Origin of the sequence: Paenibacillus sp. GM1FR (assembly GCF_002803315.1) — a bacterium.
In the GTDB taxonomy this organism is placed as follows: Bacteria; Bacillota; Bacilli; order Paenibacillales; family Paenibacillaceae; genus Paenibacillus; species Paenibacillus amylolyticus.
The window spans coordinates 73084-90729 of sequence record NZ_MKZL01000002.1 but is presented as its reverse complement, the minus strand read 5'-3'; the positions used below and the strand labels follow the sequence as shown (position 1 = coordinate 90729).

Annotated in this window: 17 protein-coding genes; 4 read left to right on the top strand and 13 right to left on the bottom strand. The window is 44.5% G+C overall.

Features of this window, described 5'->3' with window-relative positions:
• The first annotated feature begins 358 nt into the window (after positions 1-358).
• The 3 genes from PAEAM_RS01350 (at position 359) to PAEAM_RS01340 (ending at position 3758) form a co-directional block, all read left to right on the top strand.
• On the top strand, positions 359-565 hold the full coding sequence (locus PAEAM_RS01350) for a DUF2536 family protein (RefSeq protein ID WP_076329555.1): 207 nt from the start codon (positions 359-361) through the stop codon (positions 563-565).
• Positions 566-825: 260 nt separating this feature from the next.
• Positions 826-1707, top strand: a complete 882-nt coding sequence (locus PAEAM_RS01345) for a GNAT family N-acetyltransferase (RefSeq protein WP_100526347.1) — start codon at positions 826-828, stop codon at positions 1705-1707.
• Between the two features lie 383 nt (positions 1708-2090).
• Positions 2091-3758: a leucine-rich repeat domain-containing protein gene (locus tag PAEAM_RS01340; RefSeq protein ID WP_243391230.1), complete on the top strand. Its 1668-nt coding sequence runs from the start codon at positions 2091-2093 to the stop codon at positions 3756-3758.
• A 108-nt stretch (positions 3759-3866) separates the two neighbouring features.
• Here the strand turns inward: PAEAM_RS01340 and PAEAM_RS01335 are convergent, their stop codons facing one another.
• Positions 3867-4448, bottom strand: coding sequence for a TetR/AcrR family transcriptional regulator (locus PAEAM_RS01335; protein WP_017690637.1), 582 nt, complete (start codon positions 4446-4448; stop codon positions 3867-3869).
• A 149-nt stretch (positions 4449-4597) separates the two neighbouring features.
• Here PAEAM_RS01335 and PAEAM_RS01330 point away from each other — a divergent pair, with 149 nt between their 5' ends.
• Entirely contained in the window at positions 4598-5539 is a 942-nt protein-coding gene (locus tag PAEAM_RS01330; protein WP_100526345.1) for a ketopantoate reductase family protein, read from the top strand.
• Positions 5540-5871: 332 nt separating this feature from the next.
• On the opposite strand, the gene PAEAM_RS01325 is transcribed toward PAEAM_RS01330, so the two are convergent.
• The 12 genes from PAEAM_RS01325 to PAEAM_RS01270 all read right to left on the bottom strand — a co-directional run bounded on the left by PAEAM_RS01325 (position 5872) and on the right by PAEAM_RS01270 (position 17494).
• Positions 5872-6906 (bottom strand): hypothetical protein, encoded by a 1035-nt coding sequence (locus PAEAM_RS01325; protein ID WP_100526344.1) that lies wholly within the window; start codon positions 6904-6906, stop codon positions 5872-5874.
• 46 nt (positions 6907-6952) lie between these two features.
• On the bottom strand, positions 6953-7906 hold the full coding sequence (locus tag PAEAM_RS01320; protein WP_100526343.1) for a class I SAM-dependent methyltransferase: 954 nt from the start codon (positions 7904-7906) through the stop codon (positions 6953-6955).
• A 5-nt stretch (positions 7907-7911) separates the two neighbouring features.
• The gene (locus PAEAM_RS01315; RefSeq protein WP_036606035.1) at positions 7912-8760 is read right to left on the bottom strand and encodes an FkbM family methyltransferase; all 849 of its coding nucleotides are present in this window, start codon (positions 8758-8760) and stop codon (positions 7912-7914) included.
• 40 nt (positions 8761-8800) lie between these two features.
• Complete coding sequence (locus PAEAM_RS01310; RefSeq protein ID WP_017690645.1) at positions 8801-9613, bottom strand: ABC transporter permease; 813 nt, start codon at positions 9611-9613, stop codon at positions 8801-8803.
• Positions 9614-9617: 4 nt separating this feature from the next.
• Positions 9618-10427 (bottom strand): ABC transporter permease, encoded by an 810-nt coding sequence (locus PAEAM_RS01305; protein WP_017690646.1) that lies wholly within the window; start codon positions 10425-10427, stop codon positions 9618-9620.
• Positions 10405-11409 (bottom strand): ABC transporter ATP-binding protein, encoded by a 1005-nt coding sequence (locus PAEAM_RS01300; protein WP_100526342.1) that lies wholly within the window; start codon positions 11407-11409, stop codon positions 10405-10407. Before PAEAM_RS01300 ends, PAEAM_RS01305 begins: the two co-directional genes overlap by 23 nt.
• Positions 11410-11441: 32 nt before the next feature.
• Positions 11442-12530, bottom strand: a complete 1089-nt coding sequence (locus tag PAEAM_RS01295) for a radical SAM/SPASM domain-containing protein (protein WP_243391238.1) — start codon at positions 12528-12530, stop codon at positions 11442-11444.
• Positions 12531-12662: 132 nt separating this feature from the next.
• Positions 12663-13757 (bottom strand): radical SAM/SPASM domain-containing protein, encoded by a 1095-nt coding sequence (locus PAEAM_RS01290; RefSeq protein ID WP_100526341.1) that lies wholly within the window; start codon positions 13755-13757, stop codon positions 12663-12665.
• Positions 13758-13784: 27 nt separating this feature from the next.
• Positions 13785-14900, bottom strand: coding sequence for a UDP-glucuronosyltransferase (locus tag PAEAM_RS01285; RefSeq protein ID WP_100526420.1), 1116 nt, complete (start codon positions 14898-14900; stop codon positions 13785-13787).
• A 44-nt stretch (positions 14901-14944) separates the two neighbouring features.
• A complete protein-coding gene (locus PAEAM_RS01280; RefSeq protein ID WP_165789798.1) occupies positions 14945-16117 on the bottom strand; it encodes an ATP-grasp domain-containing protein in 1173 nt (390 codons plus the stop codon).
• Between the two features lie 182 nt (positions 16118-16299).
• Positions 16300-16551 carry an acyl carrier protein gene (locus PAEAM_RS01275; protein WP_036668367.1) on the bottom strand — a complete coding sequence of 84 codons (252 nt, stop codon included), beginning with the start codon at positions 16549-16551 and terminating at the stop codon, positions 16300-16302.
• A 13-nt stretch (positions 16552-16564) separates the two neighbouring features.
• Positions 16565-17494 (bottom strand): NAD-dependent epimerase/dehydratase family protein, encoded by a 930-nt coding sequence (locus PAEAM_RS01270; protein WP_207765546.1) that lies wholly within the window; start codon positions 17492-17494, stop codon positions 16565-16567.
• Between the last annotated feature and the right edge of the window lie 152 nt (positions 17495-17646).

Genomic DNA, 17646 nt, shown 5'->3' with positions numbered 1-17646 from the left:
AGTCTTTGTCCTCATTAATAGTTAAAATAGTAAAACTCGTAACTCATGCATCTGCTTGCCTATCATTTACATGATCATTCGTTTTTCGTTGCAATTCACATTATGATGTCCTAGCTTCTTCTTCACTTATACCATGCAAATGTAACTTTGTTCAAACAGCAGTATCTGTTATTACTTCCATTAGATCTTCAGATTAATGGAAGTTCGATGATCTCAAAATTGCCCTTTCCCGATTTTATCACGTCTTTATTAGATTTTCAGCCCGATTGCTCTTGCCGAACTGGAAAAGCTCCTCTAAAATGAAGCTCGACAGGCTTTTAACCTGCAAATCGAGATTTTAAGGAGGCCTGAATGATATATGGAAATTTCACTGGATATGATCAAAGACAAAGTCGAATGCTTGCAGGCTTATGACTTCCGTGAACTGGAACGAGCGATCGAAGAACGAATCGGAATGAACAAAGCATTAATGCTACGCGTGAAGCAAGTTCAGCATCAAGTGACGTTTGACCCTTTTCGCAACAAGATGTTATATAGTGCAATCGTGCATTTTGCCGTAAATTAATGGACCAAGATTTTCAATAGTGAAAAACAGTTCACTGACGCAATTGCATTTAAACATATCCTATAAAGCATGCAAAAAAGAAGACGCGAATTCGCTCGCGTCTCTTTCCATATCAAACTCCATTTTCTCTTATTAAAACTCCTGCTTAACCAACAACAACTTATAAGCAGAATTTCACCTGTAATCATACTTTACATAGTTAAATACGGGATCGTACCACTTTACAAACAGTCATTTTTGAGGATTAAGGGGGTAATACCATGCAAGAATTAATATTTATGAAGAATTATAAAAACAATGAAGTGCTGCGCAAGAGTTTTTTCGAGCTTGCTGTCAACACGTTTGAGATCAATTTTGAAGATTGGTATCAACAAGGATACTGGGGCGAGCGTTACATCCCTTATTCATATGTCGATGGAAACCAGGTTATTGCCAACGTTTCTGTTAACATCCTTGAGCTCATCATTCACGGTGAGAAGAAAAAAGCGATTCAAATCGGCACGGTGATGACACATCCTGATTATCGGGGGAAAGGACTCTCTACACGTTTAATGAACAAAGTTTTAGAGGAATACGAGAACAAGTACGATTACATGTACCTTTTTGCCAATGAATCGGTGCTTGATTTTTACCCCAAGTTTGGGTTTAAGCCTGTGGAAGAGCATCTTTTTTCAATGAATTATACGGCAAAAAAATCACCTGAGCCTGCGGACATCCGAAAACTAAATGTAACTAACGCGGAGGATTTACGTCTTATTCAAAAATTGGCATCGGAAAGATTGCCTGTTTCTCAGCATTTCGCAACCCATCATGCTCAAGGAATACTCATGTTTTATTGCCTGAATGTCTTTAGTGATGACATTTATTACTTGGAAAACGAAAACGTCATTGTTATTTATCAGAAAGAAGACAATCATATTGAGCTCTTCGACGTTGTTAGCTTAAACGAAATGAATATGAAATATATCTTGGATAAGATTGCAGATGAAGGTACGGAGAAAATAACCTTTCATTTCACTCCAGATGCAACAGATGATATCGTTCTAAAAAGTTCGATCACCAATGAAGGTTTATTTGTAAGAACCCATGGTGAACATCTCTACCCTCTGCACGTTAAACATCCGATTACATCTATTGCTTGATGATTTATTTAATAAGACCTACCACCAGACCATACTTAAAAAAGATCAAAAAGGAGCAGGATTTCCCTGCTCCTTCGTTATGTGAAACTTCTTTCTCTCATCAAACGTAAATTCACAAGGTATAATGAAATCAGATGACCGTTCAGCATGATCTTATGACCATCATAATGAAGGAGGGGACATTCGTGGCGTTTATCCCGCTAAACTGCCCCAATTGCAACGGAAAAATCGAATACAAGAAGGATGAGGTTTTAAAGTGTCCCTATTGTGAAACAGAGCTTTTATTGAAGCAAAATCATGTCTATTACGTAGACCAGACTATTAATCATTACCATGGAACGCCCCCTAAAGTACCACCGAAGCAGACTGCCTCCGTAAAGGTAATGCTGATACTGATGTTAGTCCTAACTGGCGCGATCGGTACATATTTTTATTATAGCAACAGCTCCACCTATCCAAAAACAGAAGCCAATCTGCCTGTACGAAAGATGCCTGAAAGCGAGGTTCTGCTCTCATTTTTGCGAGATATCTTTGATAAAGGGTCCGCCTTGCCAACAGAGGAGGAATTGGCTCGTATTCGCTATTTAACCGTAGAGCATTCGGAGAATGATCAGTGGAAGTTTACATATAGCCTCTCCGATCCCTTCAGCGATGAACAGGCCGAGAAGATCACTTATATTACTCAGGACAAAAAACTGAATAGCCAGCGGATTGATCAGCGAGATTTTGAAGCTTTTAGGGGACTGACGGCATTGGACCTGACGAATACCTATGAAATATCCCAGACGGACCAAACCACTTTGGCCCATATGCCCGGATTAAAAAGTTATGCTGGCGCTTTTAACGAATCCTTTAGTACATTTTCGGGCTACTTTGGCGACAAGTCTAAAATTACGGAACTTTCTACTCAGCTTCGCAGCAATCAGGAATTGGCTATGTTGCTGGAATTCCCCAATCTGAACTCTTTATCCATTACCTATGTGGATGAGTCCGTAACGGATTTTCACTTGTTAAACCAATTGCCAATCAAGTCCCTGTCGCTCACCTTTGTCGATGAACTCGGATGGTTGTCGTCCATGACCGGGCTATCATCCTTGTCTATACAGTACAGTGAAACCACAGACCTGCAGCCGCTGTATGCCCTGACCCAGCTTCAGGAGCTTCAGTTGTCCTATTTAACGAACGTAAAGTCCATCGACTTTGTGCAAAATATGCCTGCTCTACAAACGTTAGATATCGAAAATGTAAACTTCTCCAGTCTGGAGCGCTTGGCCGGCAAAAACTCTATTACTACGCTGCGCCTGGCTTCTCTAAGTCAGCTTGGTTCGGTAAAAGCCATCAATAGCCTGTCCTCTTTGCGGGAATTAACGTTGTCCGGCTACTACGAGAATGCAGAAGCGCTGACACTGCCTAAAGTAGAGCGAGTGGAAATTCCAAGCTCCTTCCTCCCCGGGCTAAAGGCCCCGGTTACAACCAGTCTGACGCTCCGTGGCGGAAGTGGGGAATTGAACTTGGCTGCGCTGGGGAAATTCCCGAAACTGGAGCAACTCTCGCTCTGGGAGATCGATGAAATAACCCGTCTTGCCGCCCTGGACGGCTTGTCCCGCCTAGAGAGCTTAAACATTTACGACTCGTCACTGTTCAAGGAAAGCGACGCCTTATATCGTTTGAAGCAGGTGAAATCTTTGGTTTGCTCCGAGTGCAGGCTGAACTTTGAACAAAAGGCGGCCGCGAAGAACAGCGTACTTGAACATTTGACCTTAAACCAGTCATATTTTAGCATGAACAATACCTCTGTTACTGAAATCGATCAAATGATGCCTTACTTTGCCAAAATGTCCGCTCTGCGTTCCTTCACTATGCAAGACAGCAATTTGGCTTCTCTCGAATTCATGAGCAACTGGCAAGCTATAGAGGAACTTCATCTCGAGAACAATGCCATTTCCAATATCGAGACCCTAAGCCAGCTGCCTAATCTGCAAAAGGTATATCTATCCGGTAATTCCGTACAAAACAAATCCGTGCTTGGTACGGACGTGAAGGTATATTAAACTACTATAATTAATGGATGATATTGAAACAAAGACAAGAAGGGGTTCGAGAATTATACATAATTCTCGAACCCTTTATTTTTATGTTTAGCTTTCTAACCATCATCGCTACACTCCAGAACGCTGCGGATTGACCGTGCCAAAGATATGATACGGTGTTATCCCCTTTGAAAATAGACTATCGATCAGTTTGATCAATTCCTCCGACGATAGATCTTTGTCGTTGCGTATCCAAAGACGAAACATAGATATTAATGTTGAAATGTAAAACTCAATGATATATGGTGCCAAGACATCATCTGTTGGAAAATCCACAATCAATCGCTCAAAGGGAATTTCTCTTTTCAAGCGTTCCACAAAATGAACAGAACCATAGTCGCCCAATATAGCTTTAAGAACTGAAATCTCCTCTGCATTTTCTAAGCATTGAAGTGCATCTTGAATAGTATGTGTAGAAAACTCTCTGCCTGCCATTTCCTCCTTAATGGATTTCAAAATACGCTCTTCAACGCAGTCCAACAACTCATAGATATCTGTAAAGTATTGATAAAATGTACTCCGATTATATCCTGATTGGTTAGCAATCTCTTGAATAGATATTTTTTCGATGGGTTTTTGGCTATATAAATCGCAGAATACATTTATGAATGTCTGCCTTGTTTTGTCCGTAATTTCAGGTTGCTTTTTCATTATTTGCCTCCGTTTGCTGTTCGATCAATTATCCGACAGATATTAAAAATCTGATGGTTGATGACCGTATAGTGAATCAATACAATAATATTATACAACACGTTGTTGGATCATCAACAAGGATGAATATTGATTATTAGGAGGCTAAGATGAGAATTTTATTTTTCGGTAGAGGTGTAATATCGACCCAATACGCGTGGGCTTTCGAAAAGGCAGGCCACACCGTTGAGTTTTACGTTAGAAAAGGGAGAAAAGAAACCTTCGGAAGTCATATAGCGCTTGAAATGTGGGACGCACGAAGAGCGAAACGGTTAATCAAGGAAAACTGGAAAGTCAAGCTGCATGAGGAGATAAGCCCAAATTACGATCTTATTATTGCGAGTGTCAACACGAAACAACTTCCCGAAGCAGCACAATTACTATCGACTACCGCGGGTAACACCCCGATCCTTATATTCAATAATATTTGGCAGGATTTAAAATCATCGATCTTGCCCTTGTCTATGAACAATGTTGTCTTTGGTTTCCCAGGAGCAGGAGGCGGCATTGAGGACAATAAGCTTAGGGGCGGCTTCTTAAAAACGATATTTCTGGAAAAACCACGTGTAGGCACGGAACATATAAACAACAAGGTCAAAGAACTATTTGAAAGCGCCCATTTTAAAATCAATTGGATAAAGGATATGCAAAGCTGGCTATGGAATCACTTTGCCGTGAATGCGGCGATGGAGACCGAGGTGTTAAAACGGGGAAGTTTTCCAGCACTTATGAATCATCGTGACTCATTCGCAAATGTTGGTAAGAATATGCGGGAAATGGCACCTGTACTTAAAGCAAGAGGCGCAAAGATGGACGCGATTACTCTACTGTTGACCAAAATTCCATCAGCACTTCTCGGCACGCTGTTTAACAAGGTTATTTTTGCAAAGGGCAGCTTACCGCGACTTTTCATTGAATACAACAATAGTAAAGCCGGTTTTGCAGTACTTGAAGTTGTGAGAGAAGCAAAAAAGTTAGGTATACCTTCACCACGTCTTACTGCGGCATTTGCAAACACTGAGCAACAACACAAAGCTATTGAAAAAGGATAAACTGGAAAACTTGATATTGTTCAGACCAACATCAACTCTACTAATGGTTATAACAACTATAGCCCGAGCTTTAGAAGCTTCGGGCAAAGTAATTTATTAAAACAGGTAAATGTAGCTTCAAAACACTACACCCTAACCAACATCGCTACACTCTCCACATGACTAGTGTGCTGTAACAAAATCAAAACAAAAAACGGCATCTCTGCCGTTTGTGTTTAAAGTGTTGATGCAGACGGCGGCGGCTCTGTTCGCGGCGGTTTTCATACGATGAAAAGACACATGCACAGTATGCCTGTTGATGCGGCTCATTTCTAGCAATATTAGATGTGATTTTACCTGAAAGCCTTTAACATTAAGAATAATTGATTATTAAAATGTACTTCATTCGTATATATTTTTGTAAATAAACCAATGCACTTGTCTATGATTTCCCCAGTGAACTTTTGGGACATGATGGCTTTATTCGAATAGATCCTTACTGTCTTCCAGTCATGAATAATTTGGTCCAATAACGGGTCAAGCGTATGTTTTGCATTGATATGATCAATGTTGTACTTATAGAGAGTATTTAACCTGTATTTCTCAGAACATTTTCTATAAATAGTACTGCTCAGTGTTTCTATAATCGTTTCATTTTTTATAATGAGCTCGTAATTTTCTGCCAACAACAGTATATTATTCAAACTTTCCGTTATTTCATTTTGATACCTGCACATATTTTCTACGAATGTATTGATGGTTGTGTGTGCTAAATTCTTATTGTTCAAGATCTCATGATTACCGGGGGGCACTAGCGCATATTCCCAAAAGTAGTCTGGCATCTTTACGTGTTCCGAAGTCATACATGACCATTTAAATTCTGAAAATGGCAGAGAATATTGTCTGTATTCTGTAATATCATCAACCGTATATATTTCCTCGTTCGTAAGATTGAAGCCATAGACAAAAACAGGGTGCAGTCCATGTTTTTTGTTATAGTAAAAGTCTCTCCCGCGTTGATAAAATAAATCAATAAATATGGAAATCGGATGACCACTAGAAATAGAGTTTAGGATCTCATCTTGTAACGTATCTAGTACAGGGGATTTTTTACGAATAGAAATCCCCATTTCCTCAAGGATCTGATCTCCCTCCTCAAGATCCAACACCTCTAACTTGAAATATCCTCTTGTTTGTATTTTTTGTTTATCAAATCTATAAATACTAATAACATTATTCAAAATCGACAACTCATCTTTTTTAAAATATCTGGCAAGCGTTAACAACAAATTATAGCCGCAATTAAAATAAGGAAAATTATGATGAGGATACATTTTTGTCATGCCGTCGAAGGGCTGAAAGGTGTCCAGGGAAATAATTTCTTCCATAAAATATTTCTCCTATACTAAAATTATTGTTGATATTACGGCTATATTACCTCTTAACAAGGTTCATCATACGGTATTGCCGCGTTCCAGCCTTCATCTCTTCATATTTCTTCGAGCCGGGCAATGCGATGAATTCATTGATATCTCCAATATTCGTGCTCGCTTTGGCGTTGCTCGCAATCCCTTGTGTGCCAGTACGCTGCTTCGCACTCTCATCACATGATAGAAGAACATTCGAAGTCACATCCTGATTGCGGATTACAGACAGGCCTGCTTCCTCTAACAGCCTGATGTTCTGCGCTACTTGATCTCCCAGCATCAGCTCCGTATACAGAAATACGCCGCCAACTCTCATTATCCGGTACACCTCTTCATAGAATCGTGATCGGTTCGGATAGGCATGTGCTGATTCTATATTTAACACCACATCGAAGCTCTCGTCTGCAAACGGTATATTCTCCGCATCGCCGACGAGATACAAAGATTCACCCCCTCGGGATTTGGCATTGCAAAAGGCAATATTCGCCGGGCAGATGTCGAGACCGACAATAGACAGCGGCTTGAAATATTTAGACAGAGCTGCTATGTTCCCTCCCCTGCCGCATCCGATGTCGATCACCTGCCGCTCCCGAATCGCCGTCCTGCCCACTGTCTCAAGCAGCAGCTTGACCGAGTTTCTATTCCATGCATCGTCGGGTTCGATCACCGCATGTTGCTCATTCCCGTGCGGGACGTAACCATAATTTAAGAAGGTGGCGAATCGGCCTATACCGGACAGCGCAAGAGAGTGCGAAATCTCGCTATAATCCCGAATTTCAGCCTCTTTCCGATTCCATTCGGAAGGGTGGACAAACTGCTCACGCCGGTCGAGCATCGATACATAACGGTAATCGTTCGTATATACCGCATCGCAGATGCAGCATTGCAGCATTGCCTCCGACTGGACCAGCACGCCCTTGCAGCTGGAGCATACCAACCTTGCATGTAGATGTTGTAACATGACTATCACCCAGCCGACGTATGCATTTGATTCAACGCGTACACATTATAGTAATTTGGGATATTCAAATCTTCGTAGTAATCGATCACGGCATAGAAGCCGTTGGTTTGGAAGATGTTCTCGAGCCTGCTGATCTGCTCTCCGTCCAGTCCGTGTACCTCCATTACAATTTGCCTGATTTTGCCCCAATCTTCCGGTTCGATTCCTTCCAGCACCTCAAACTCACTTTTTTCCACGTCGATTTTGAGAAGATCAATTTGGTTCAGATCATAAAAACGGATCATTTCGGAGATCGTAGTTAGCTTGCAACGATAGATTTGTTCATTCAGAAGCTTCGGCGACATAAGATGATCAACAAAGCGGTTTAGCATTCGCCGGTCAGCGAAATTATCTTCGTAATGGTTGATTAACCCGTATCGGAGATCTTGATCGTGGTTCTCCCTGTATTTGATCTGGACAGAGTCCGTGGACATCGTAGGAAAATAGGCAAACTCCGCTTCCTTGATCTCATTGGAAAGCCCGACGTTAACCGTCGTTACGCGAGGCAGCGAGCTCGTATTCATCTTCAAGAGTTTAAACGTCGGAGGCAGTGGCTCAAAGGCATACACCCTGCAGTCGCTCTTGCTGCTGACATATAGGCTGAACATGCCGATATTAGCCCCGACGTCCAGGACCGTGCCATGATCCGGAAGCGTAATACCGTGCTTGAAATACATCTCCTTGTGGAAAATCTCGTTGTAGAGAAACTCGGTCTCTCCTTCGTTGTTTTGATAGATTTCAATACCGTTGTGCAGCCGTTTCTTTGTAATGGCCTCTGTCTGCAATGGATGACGCTCATGCTCCGTCTTGCTCATTCAATTCACCTTCTCAACAATTTGTTTGTAGGGCATTTCTCTAACTGCTGGCGCTTTCATAGCGTTTGACGGCCAGCTTCCAGAACAGCCTGACCACTAGAAGCGATATAACGGGAGCTACAAAAATCCATATCCCAAGGAACAAGTCCAATCGATCGATCAAATAAACCGACGGCATGTTGGTGATGAACAAGATCGGCACAACATACAGCCCAATTCTCCGTAGCCATTTGGGGTATATGTACATCGGCATATTGTTTAAATCCCAACATTTGTCGAGTATTTCGAAGATCGAACCGGATTTCACCGTCCAGAAGGCAAGGATTTGCGGAAGTAGAAGCACCGAATAGGTCACGATCGTGCTACTCAAGATCACGCCGATATATCCGGCCACGTGGATCAAGCTTGGCTCGATGTCAAGACGCCGCCAAGCCAGTACGATCATCGTGATCCCGGCGATCAGGTTCGGGATCGGAAACGCAAAGTTAACGTGCCGGAATGAAATCATGAACTGCAGCGAAAGCGGCTTCGTCATATACAAGTCCAGCGTCCCGTTGCGGATATGGCCGGCGAATCTATAAAAGTTATCCATAAACAGTCCTGTATAGATTGCGATCATAATCGTATAGGTCCCCGTGAAGATCAACATCTGGTCAGGAGAAATGCCATTGATTTCGATCCCGAGCTGGAAAACGAACAAGATATAGATCAGCTTGGAAAACAGAAATACGGTCTCCATGATCAAACCGGAGTAGAAATTCGCTTTGTATTCCATGTAACCGACCAAGCTGTTCTTTGCGAAAATAAAGAACATACGTACATGCTTCCGAAACTCCGTCAAGCTGATACTCACAGATCTAACCTCCAACGGCTACATATTTCCTCATCCCGGAATCCCACGACAACTTCGAAATCATCATGAGCACAATTACCCAGACCGCTTGTAAGAGGAGTCCGCGCACGATTTCATGAATCGCCATGCTCCCATTGATGATGTTAACCGGGAAGAATACGACATATTGAAACGGTAAATAGCTGGAGATTCTGGCAAACGTATCTCCGAAAATATTAAGCGGAAAGATGGCACCACTTAGCAGATAGACGCCTTGATTGAACGCGATATAAACGCCCCAAACCTCGGTAATGATGAACGCGAGAGCACTAATCGAATAAAAAAGCAGGAAGTTGATGAGCAGTCCGAATAGAATGCTGACCAGGAACATAACAATCTGCACCCCTCTAAGCTGAAACCCCCAAATCTGAGTAAAAACGATCATCAGTATGACGAATAAGACAAGGACGACCCCGATCTGAACCGTTTTCCCACCGAAAAAATTGCATATCCGATAGCTGAAATAATGAATGGGCTGAGCGATAAATTTGCTCAGTCCACCCGTCTTGATATCATTCGCGATTTCCCCTTCAAAGCCGGCAGAAACCAGCTTGGAGACGACGCCGGACAACACGGAATAAATGATGATCTGTGAATAAGTATAGCCATTAATAATCTCTTGCGGCGAACTGCGAAACACGGCCGTCCAGAGGAAGCATTGGACGAGAATGATGAAGCCGCCGCTGATGATACTCATAAAGAAATCGGTCCGATACTCCATCGCATTCTGAAGCGCAAGGATGTACGTCCTTTTATACTTCTGTAAGGCTTTCATGTCTGACCCCATCTTTCTGATACAAGCTTTCGATGCCTCGCTCGACAGGTATATCTTCAACTGTGAAATCGAGGATCGGGAACCGGTCCAGCATCATCTTGGAAAGCCGCTGAAGGTCATGCTTATCGATCTCCATGACGGCATTCATGCCGTCATGTTGCATGATAGCGCCATAGTCGCTTAGCGCTTGCCTCGGCACTTCGTCCGTAAATTGCAGCTTGATGATCTTTTTTGCATGAAACAGCTCGTTCACACGCCGAAGATCGCCGTCGTATACGATCTTCCCTTGATTGATGATGATTGTTCGTTTGCATAAATCCTCAATATCCGCCATATAGTGGCTTGTCAGAATGACCGTTGCTTTCGTCTGCTGGTTATAATACTTCAGGAACTCCCGAATGCGCTTCTGCGAAATCAGATCGAGTCCGATTGTAGGCTCATCCAGAAAAATCACCTTAGGCCGGTGGATGAGCGACGCAATTAGCTCCATCTTCATCCGTTCCCCCAGCGAAAGCCTACGTACCTGAATATTGAGCAGATCTTTAACATCAAGTATCTCCGTAAGCTCATCCAGGACAAGGTTGTAGGGCTTATCCTCGACCTCATAAATGCATTTGTTCAGGTACAACGATTCGTTCGCCGGTAAATCCCACCACAACTGCGATTTCTGCCCCATCACGATCGAGAACTGCATCTTGAATTCTTTTTTTCGCTCCCAAGGGACATAGCCTAATACCGTCGCTTGCCCGCTTGTCGGATACAAGATGCCGGACAGCATCTTAAGCGTAGTTGTTTTGCCGGAACCATTCGGGCCTAAGAACCCGACCATCTCGCCTTGCTCGATTAAAAGTGATATCTCGCTAACCGCTTCTTTGATCAGTGATTTCCGCTTCACTAAATTTTTTAGCGATTTTTTGAACCCCAATTCTTTTTCGTAGTAATTGAAGCTTTTGGATAAGCGTTCCACTTGGATAATGCTCACTGGTTCACCTCATTTATGCTCATGTAGAATAGTTAAACACCGTGCAAATGCAAGACACTGCACTTGGAACATGCCGGTGTCAGTCGTTCATCCATCATTTCCCTTATCCTTCTGTAGGTCATGCCGTGCCATAATTCCTGTACGGACGCTTCATTTAATTTGCCGATCTCAAACTCCTTGAAAAATTTGCATGCAACAATCGTTCCATCGGGCGTAATATCCATCCGGTTCGAGAGAGCCAGACACTTCTTGTTCATCGTGCCTTTACTCTTCACCTCTTTGCCGAGCACGAAATCTTCGATCTGGTCATAATCCAGATTCGGCTGGTAGCGTAAACGCATTTTCCAGACCCGATTATTCACCCGGTCCAACTCGCTCATCAAAGCAGGGATACGCTCCGGATCGAGCTTGTAGTTAAAGGCGTGCCAGCTTCGTTCGCCCTTGTGCTCGCTCGCCGGAAGGAAGTCGAACTTCTGGTCAAAGTAATCGTCCATTCCCTGCGTGCATTCGTCCGAGATGTACCACGGGAAGCAGACCATGACCATATCTACACCGACGTCCTCCAGAAATTCCAGCAGATCGTAAAGCTTGTCGGTCATAGCATCGTTAACGACGGTATGGATCGTAATTTTGCCCCTGAATCGGTTTTCCTTGCGCAGCTGGACTAGCATCCGAATAGCATCTATCGCCTTGTTGAATACCCCTTTGCCGCGAAGCGCATCATTCTCTTCTTCGAATCCATCAAGTGCAATGAGCAGCTCCAGATTGTCGGAGATTCTCAGCAAGGCGTCCAGCTTTCGCTCGATCAGCATCGCGTTCGTGCAGATCGTCGTCTCGCGAGGATGGGCTTCAAGTAAATCGGCCAAACGGTCGAAATGGCTGTATACGAGCGGCTCGCCGCCCCAGATATAGAGTCTCGACTTGGCTGGTTCCGTCTCAAGGATCAGCTTCTCCAGCAGCCCGTAGTCGAGCTGTTCCCGCTGCTGCTCCGGTGTCATAAAGTGATGGTATCCGGTGTCGTTCCATTGATAGCAATGCTTGCAGCGCAAGTTGCATTGGTTCGTGAGTTTAATCCCGACCGACTCTGGCAACGGTGTCGCGTAACCCGCTATTTTCTCCATGTTCCGCTTTGTTTCCACCGTATTCTTGATAGTACGTTTCAATATTTGCAAATCCTTTGGGGAATGTTTAATCTCTGATTTTGGATTCATATCAACACACCCTTCTTAAACTTATTAGGTTATTCACATGAATCAATAGATATAATACCTTGAACAAGCCGTACAAATCGGAAGCATATTTTTTTTCATATACGCGCGATAATCTTTGTACTTGTCACTACTCCAGATATCCAGCAAACTCTCTTCGTTCACGTTGCCGAAGGTCAAATCATAGAAGGCATGGCAGGGCGAAACGTCGCCCCTTGCCGTAATCTCCGCATAAACCCATGGAAGGGAGCACCGATTTCGTTTATCAGCCATCTGATGGAATTGCCCCGAGAAATAGTTACTCAAATTTTGTTCATCTATCGTCTTCGGATAGGTGATCACATGGATGCGGTTTTTCAAGCAATACGCTTTAACATTATTGAGCTGTCTCGTCAGTTCCGGAATATCGATCTGGCTGAACGAACTGGTGTCCCGCCAGACCATCCCCTTGGCATAAGGAGCTTCATGCACGTCGAATTTGTCACTAAGAACCTCCACATATTGGGCATACTGCTCTTCCGTTGCATAGAGCTGCACTTCCATGCTGATATGGTCCAACATCGACAAGTCGATATGCTTAAAGAAAAATTCCTCAACGTACATATAGTTCAAGGGCGTAATGATAAAGGATACACCCATTTTCGGAAATTGCTTGCCCTTGCTTTCCCGAAGCTCATAAAGCTTCTCGATCCCCTTGATTACTTTCTTGAATACGCCTTTGCCTCTCTGCTTATCGTTTATTTCCTCAGGGCCGTCGAGCGACATCCAGATCTTATTTGGAGCAGTCTCGACAAGCATCTCGGCATGCTGCTCAAGCAATGTGCCGTTCGTGGGGAAGTCCGCTTTACTTCCATAGTGATTGATCATGGCGAGAATGTCGCTCAGCCAAGGGTACATCAGCGGCTCGCCGCCGAAGAAATCGTAATACGGCTTGCCCGGGCTGCACTCGACGATGATCTTTTTAATGAGATCCGGATCCAGATGTGCTAACGTTTTTTTGCTTTTGTAGGGACCTTCGAGTCCCCACTCATAGCACATCTTGCATCGTAAATTACACTCCTCCAACAGCTGCATGACGATCCATCTCGGATAGCTTGTCTTTGTCTTATCTTGGGCGATACTCAATTTGTTTACGCTCATCGCATAACCCCTTCTGCCATTGAAATCTTACCCCTTCGTTAACGCGACTCTCGCACAATAATGATCCACATAATTCGTCCGTTCTCCGGGTCTGTTCATGATCGCTTGATGCATCTCCCTAAGGACCTCTACGGAAAAATCCATCTCCCGCCACTTCTCGTAGCGTATTCCGAACCCCAGTGATTCCCACAATTCCAAATTGCTAAGCTCGTGACTTCCGAACGGCTCCAGCAGAATAAGAGGGGTTTCGGATGCAAGCGAGTCGATTAATGTGCCCGCTCCCGGCTTGGCCACGATAGCCATCGCCTCCGAAGCGATATCGAATAACCAATGATGATCAACCTCAGCGTTGTATGACTTCGTGTCTTCTCCCGTTATTTCAATGTATGGCGGAAACTCGTGCAGGCCGTTCGCACTCTTCACCCATGCACACCATTCCGGATCATTCATCCAATATCGGTGATCGGGATCGGGCTTCGCTTCCTTCCAATCGTAAGCTACGATATCAAGCCCATAGTTATGGCCGGCAAGCTCTGGAATTGTACTTTGATAAGTGCCCATCCCCCAGCCGCCACCATGAACAACAAGCCGCCGCTTCCTTGAGTCGAAGGGCAGTGCCGTACGATGAAGAACTGGGATTTCGCATCGAATCTCCATCTTGTCAGTGTCATAGAGACAAGCATTGTAATAATACTCGTCATAGCGAGAATGAAACTTCTTCAAGCTCTTCCAAGACGGGGCCAGATCTGAATCGACGTAGAGCAGGTCTACATGAATTTGATTCGGCAGCATTTTCTCCCTATACAAATCCAGAATATAGATCCAGTGTCCGGATAACGATATGAATTCGTACCGGTCTTCCGCTTTCCACGCCTCCAGCAATAGCTCGACCTGGGCATAATCAATGCTGTTGCGTATATCCATCGGCATTCGGGCCGATAAATTGGCAAGTGCGAAATTATTGTGGTAAGCCTTTCTGCTGTCTACAATATGATCCATCTTGTCTTGCTCCAAATAGCTTTCGAACACGAGCACTTCCGTCGCGATATCCCTTTTCTTGAAATCACTTGCAGCTAACAGACCGGGAATATAGAAACCCAGACCGAAACCCGAGCATAGAATCGTCACTTTCCGCTTACCCATAAAATTTCTTCCTCCATTCATGGCTTCAAGCGCTTCGGACTGCATCAGCGGGCGATCTTGAAGGATAACGACGACAGCACCTCCTTAACCTTAGCGGTCAATCGTTCGTTATCCCATTCCCCCTGGATCAACGAATAATATAATCTGCCTTTCACCTGCTTATTCCGGATCCCCTTGCACTCGCTGACGACTTTGTTAATAAGGAGCGTATTCGCGCTTAACGGTAAAATACCGAATCCTCGATGAGGCTTATATAGAACACCCTCGCGGTCCAGCGATTCAAGCAATTGATCGAATGATACATCGCATGCAAACTGTAAAGTCGCATGCGTCATGCTCCCGGCCGTATCGTGCTTCTTCAGGTAGCGGTCAACGTAATGCTTGATCAGACTCATCGATCTTCTTGCATTCACCTCAACAATCGGAACGATGCGGCCGTCTGTCAACAGCATAGAATCGACGCATACGTCGCCGTGATAACCCGACCGATAAAGCTCGCGAGCCGCCCGTTTCATTACATCAAAATACTTCGCTTCCTGCAGCATATGAAGCAACCTATCGTCTGCTGTATAGGAGCCTTGGTAAGCGAAATTGCGATTAACCAACTGCTGCACTGAGATATGTCGGTAAGTACCGTCCGAATCGATGTGGAATTGGCAAGAAAAATCCAATTCCTTGCGGAGGAACGGCTCAATAATAAACCGAACCGTTTTTCCCTTGCTGCACTGATCGGCGACATAGGATGTGACTCGCTGCAAAATCGCTTCCGACTCGATCAGCAAATTCCCTTTCCCGGATACCCCAAACTCATCTTTGATCAGGAAGGGTCCTTGATTCAGCAAAGTCAAGCCGCTTGCCAGCAGCTCTTCGGGAGAATAGACCGTCTGGCTGTCACACCGAAGATCAAGGCGACGGTTCAATTCGGTTGAATACAACTTCGAATTGACAGTCTGAACCGTTTCGATAGCTGGAAAATCCTGTTCCAGCCCGTAACGCGCTGCAGTACGATCTACCCCCGGAATGACGGCAAAGGGCGACAACCGGGCGCCGTCCAGCAAGTAGAGATCCATGTCACCCATTCGATCGGCTGATGTGAGCAGGTCGAATATATTGGCGGTTCTGCCTACGCTTCCTACATCAGGACTCTCGAGATCGGTTGAATTGGAAAGAAATTTAAATCCGATCTCATGCAAATACTCTTTATGGCAAACGTTCATTCGATAGCGAGTAATGAGCTTATCCTGCGCCTCGCAAAATGGGAAGAGCAGCTCATCCATGGCCATCACGATATTCTCCATTTCAGGATCGTGAAACGACGGCAGTTTGGCTAGATTAGGGTCGCGCCAGAAGCGTTCCGCGTCAAATGTCCCGATAATGAGCTCGAACTTGCGTCTATCGTTCATACAGGCGCTGTTTTCTGCAGCTCTGAGATATAATTGCAGAAGGTCGTTACCGACTCCATAAGATTGAAGTCGAATTGTTCAAAATCGATTTCAATACCGAAACGCTCTTCCACCTGTAGTACAAAAGTAATTAGCTGTAAAGAGTCCAATCCCCCGTCTTCCATGATGTTCGAATGCTCGTTCAAACTGTTTGCCAGTTGGGCGTCTTCCTTGATTTCGCATATCATCGCTATGATCTGTTCTTGCATAGGTACCTCCCGTTTAATGGATATATTGACCCTGGTAATAATGGATCGTTCTAGCGAGTGCATCATGCAAACTGATCGCCGGTTCCCAGTCCATAATCGTCCTTGAAATGGTAATGTCCGGCTTCCTTCTCCTGGGATCGTCTTCCGGCAGCGGGAGAAACTCTAACTGCGCGTTGGACTTCATTAGCTCCTTCAATATTTGGGCGACTTCAAGTATGGTAACTTCCTCCGGATTCCCCAAATTGACTGGCTGTTCATACGTGGTGCTCAGCAGTCTCACAATCCCTTCCAGCAAATCGTCGATATACTGAAAGCTTCTCGTCTGTCTGCCGTCGCCATAAATCGTAAGGTTTTGCTTGGACATGATTTCATTAATGAAATTGGTAATGACGCGTCCGTCATGTAAATCCATCTTCGGGCCGAATGTATTGAAGATCCGAATGACCCTTACCGGTATACCGTATTTCCTGTTCATCCAGTAGGTGATCGCCTCTGCATACCGCTTCGCTTCGTTGTAGCAGCTTCTTGCTCCAACCGAATTCACGTTGCCATAGTAGCTTTCCGGCTGAGGGTGAACAGTTGGGTTACCGTAGATCTCGCTTGTTGAAGCCAAGAAGAAAGCAGCCTGCTTTTCTTTGGCCAGATACAGCAGATGCATCGTCCCTTCGCTGTTGACCCTCATCGTTTCGATCGGATAGGACAGATATTTGGGCGGACTGGCAGGACTGGCAAAATGCATCACCCAATCGACAGGGCCTTCAATTGCGAGCGGATAAATGACGTCATGCTCGATAAACTTGAAATTGGGCGACCGTAAGAGATTGTCTATGTTGACAGTAGACCCGGTCAGAAAATTATCGACGCCGATAACGGTATGGCCTTCCCGCAGCAGCCTCTCGGCAAGGTTGGAACCGATGAAGCCTGCGACTCCTGTTAATACAATGAATATTATGATCCCCCCCCTTGCTTAAGGTTTGTGAAACCACTATTAATTCAATCGAACAGATATGGTTCTATGCATGAATCACAAGATGTTGGGTCAAATACCAGGAGAGATTCTTGAGGTGAGTGGATTCGCTGTGGTTGTGCCGGAAA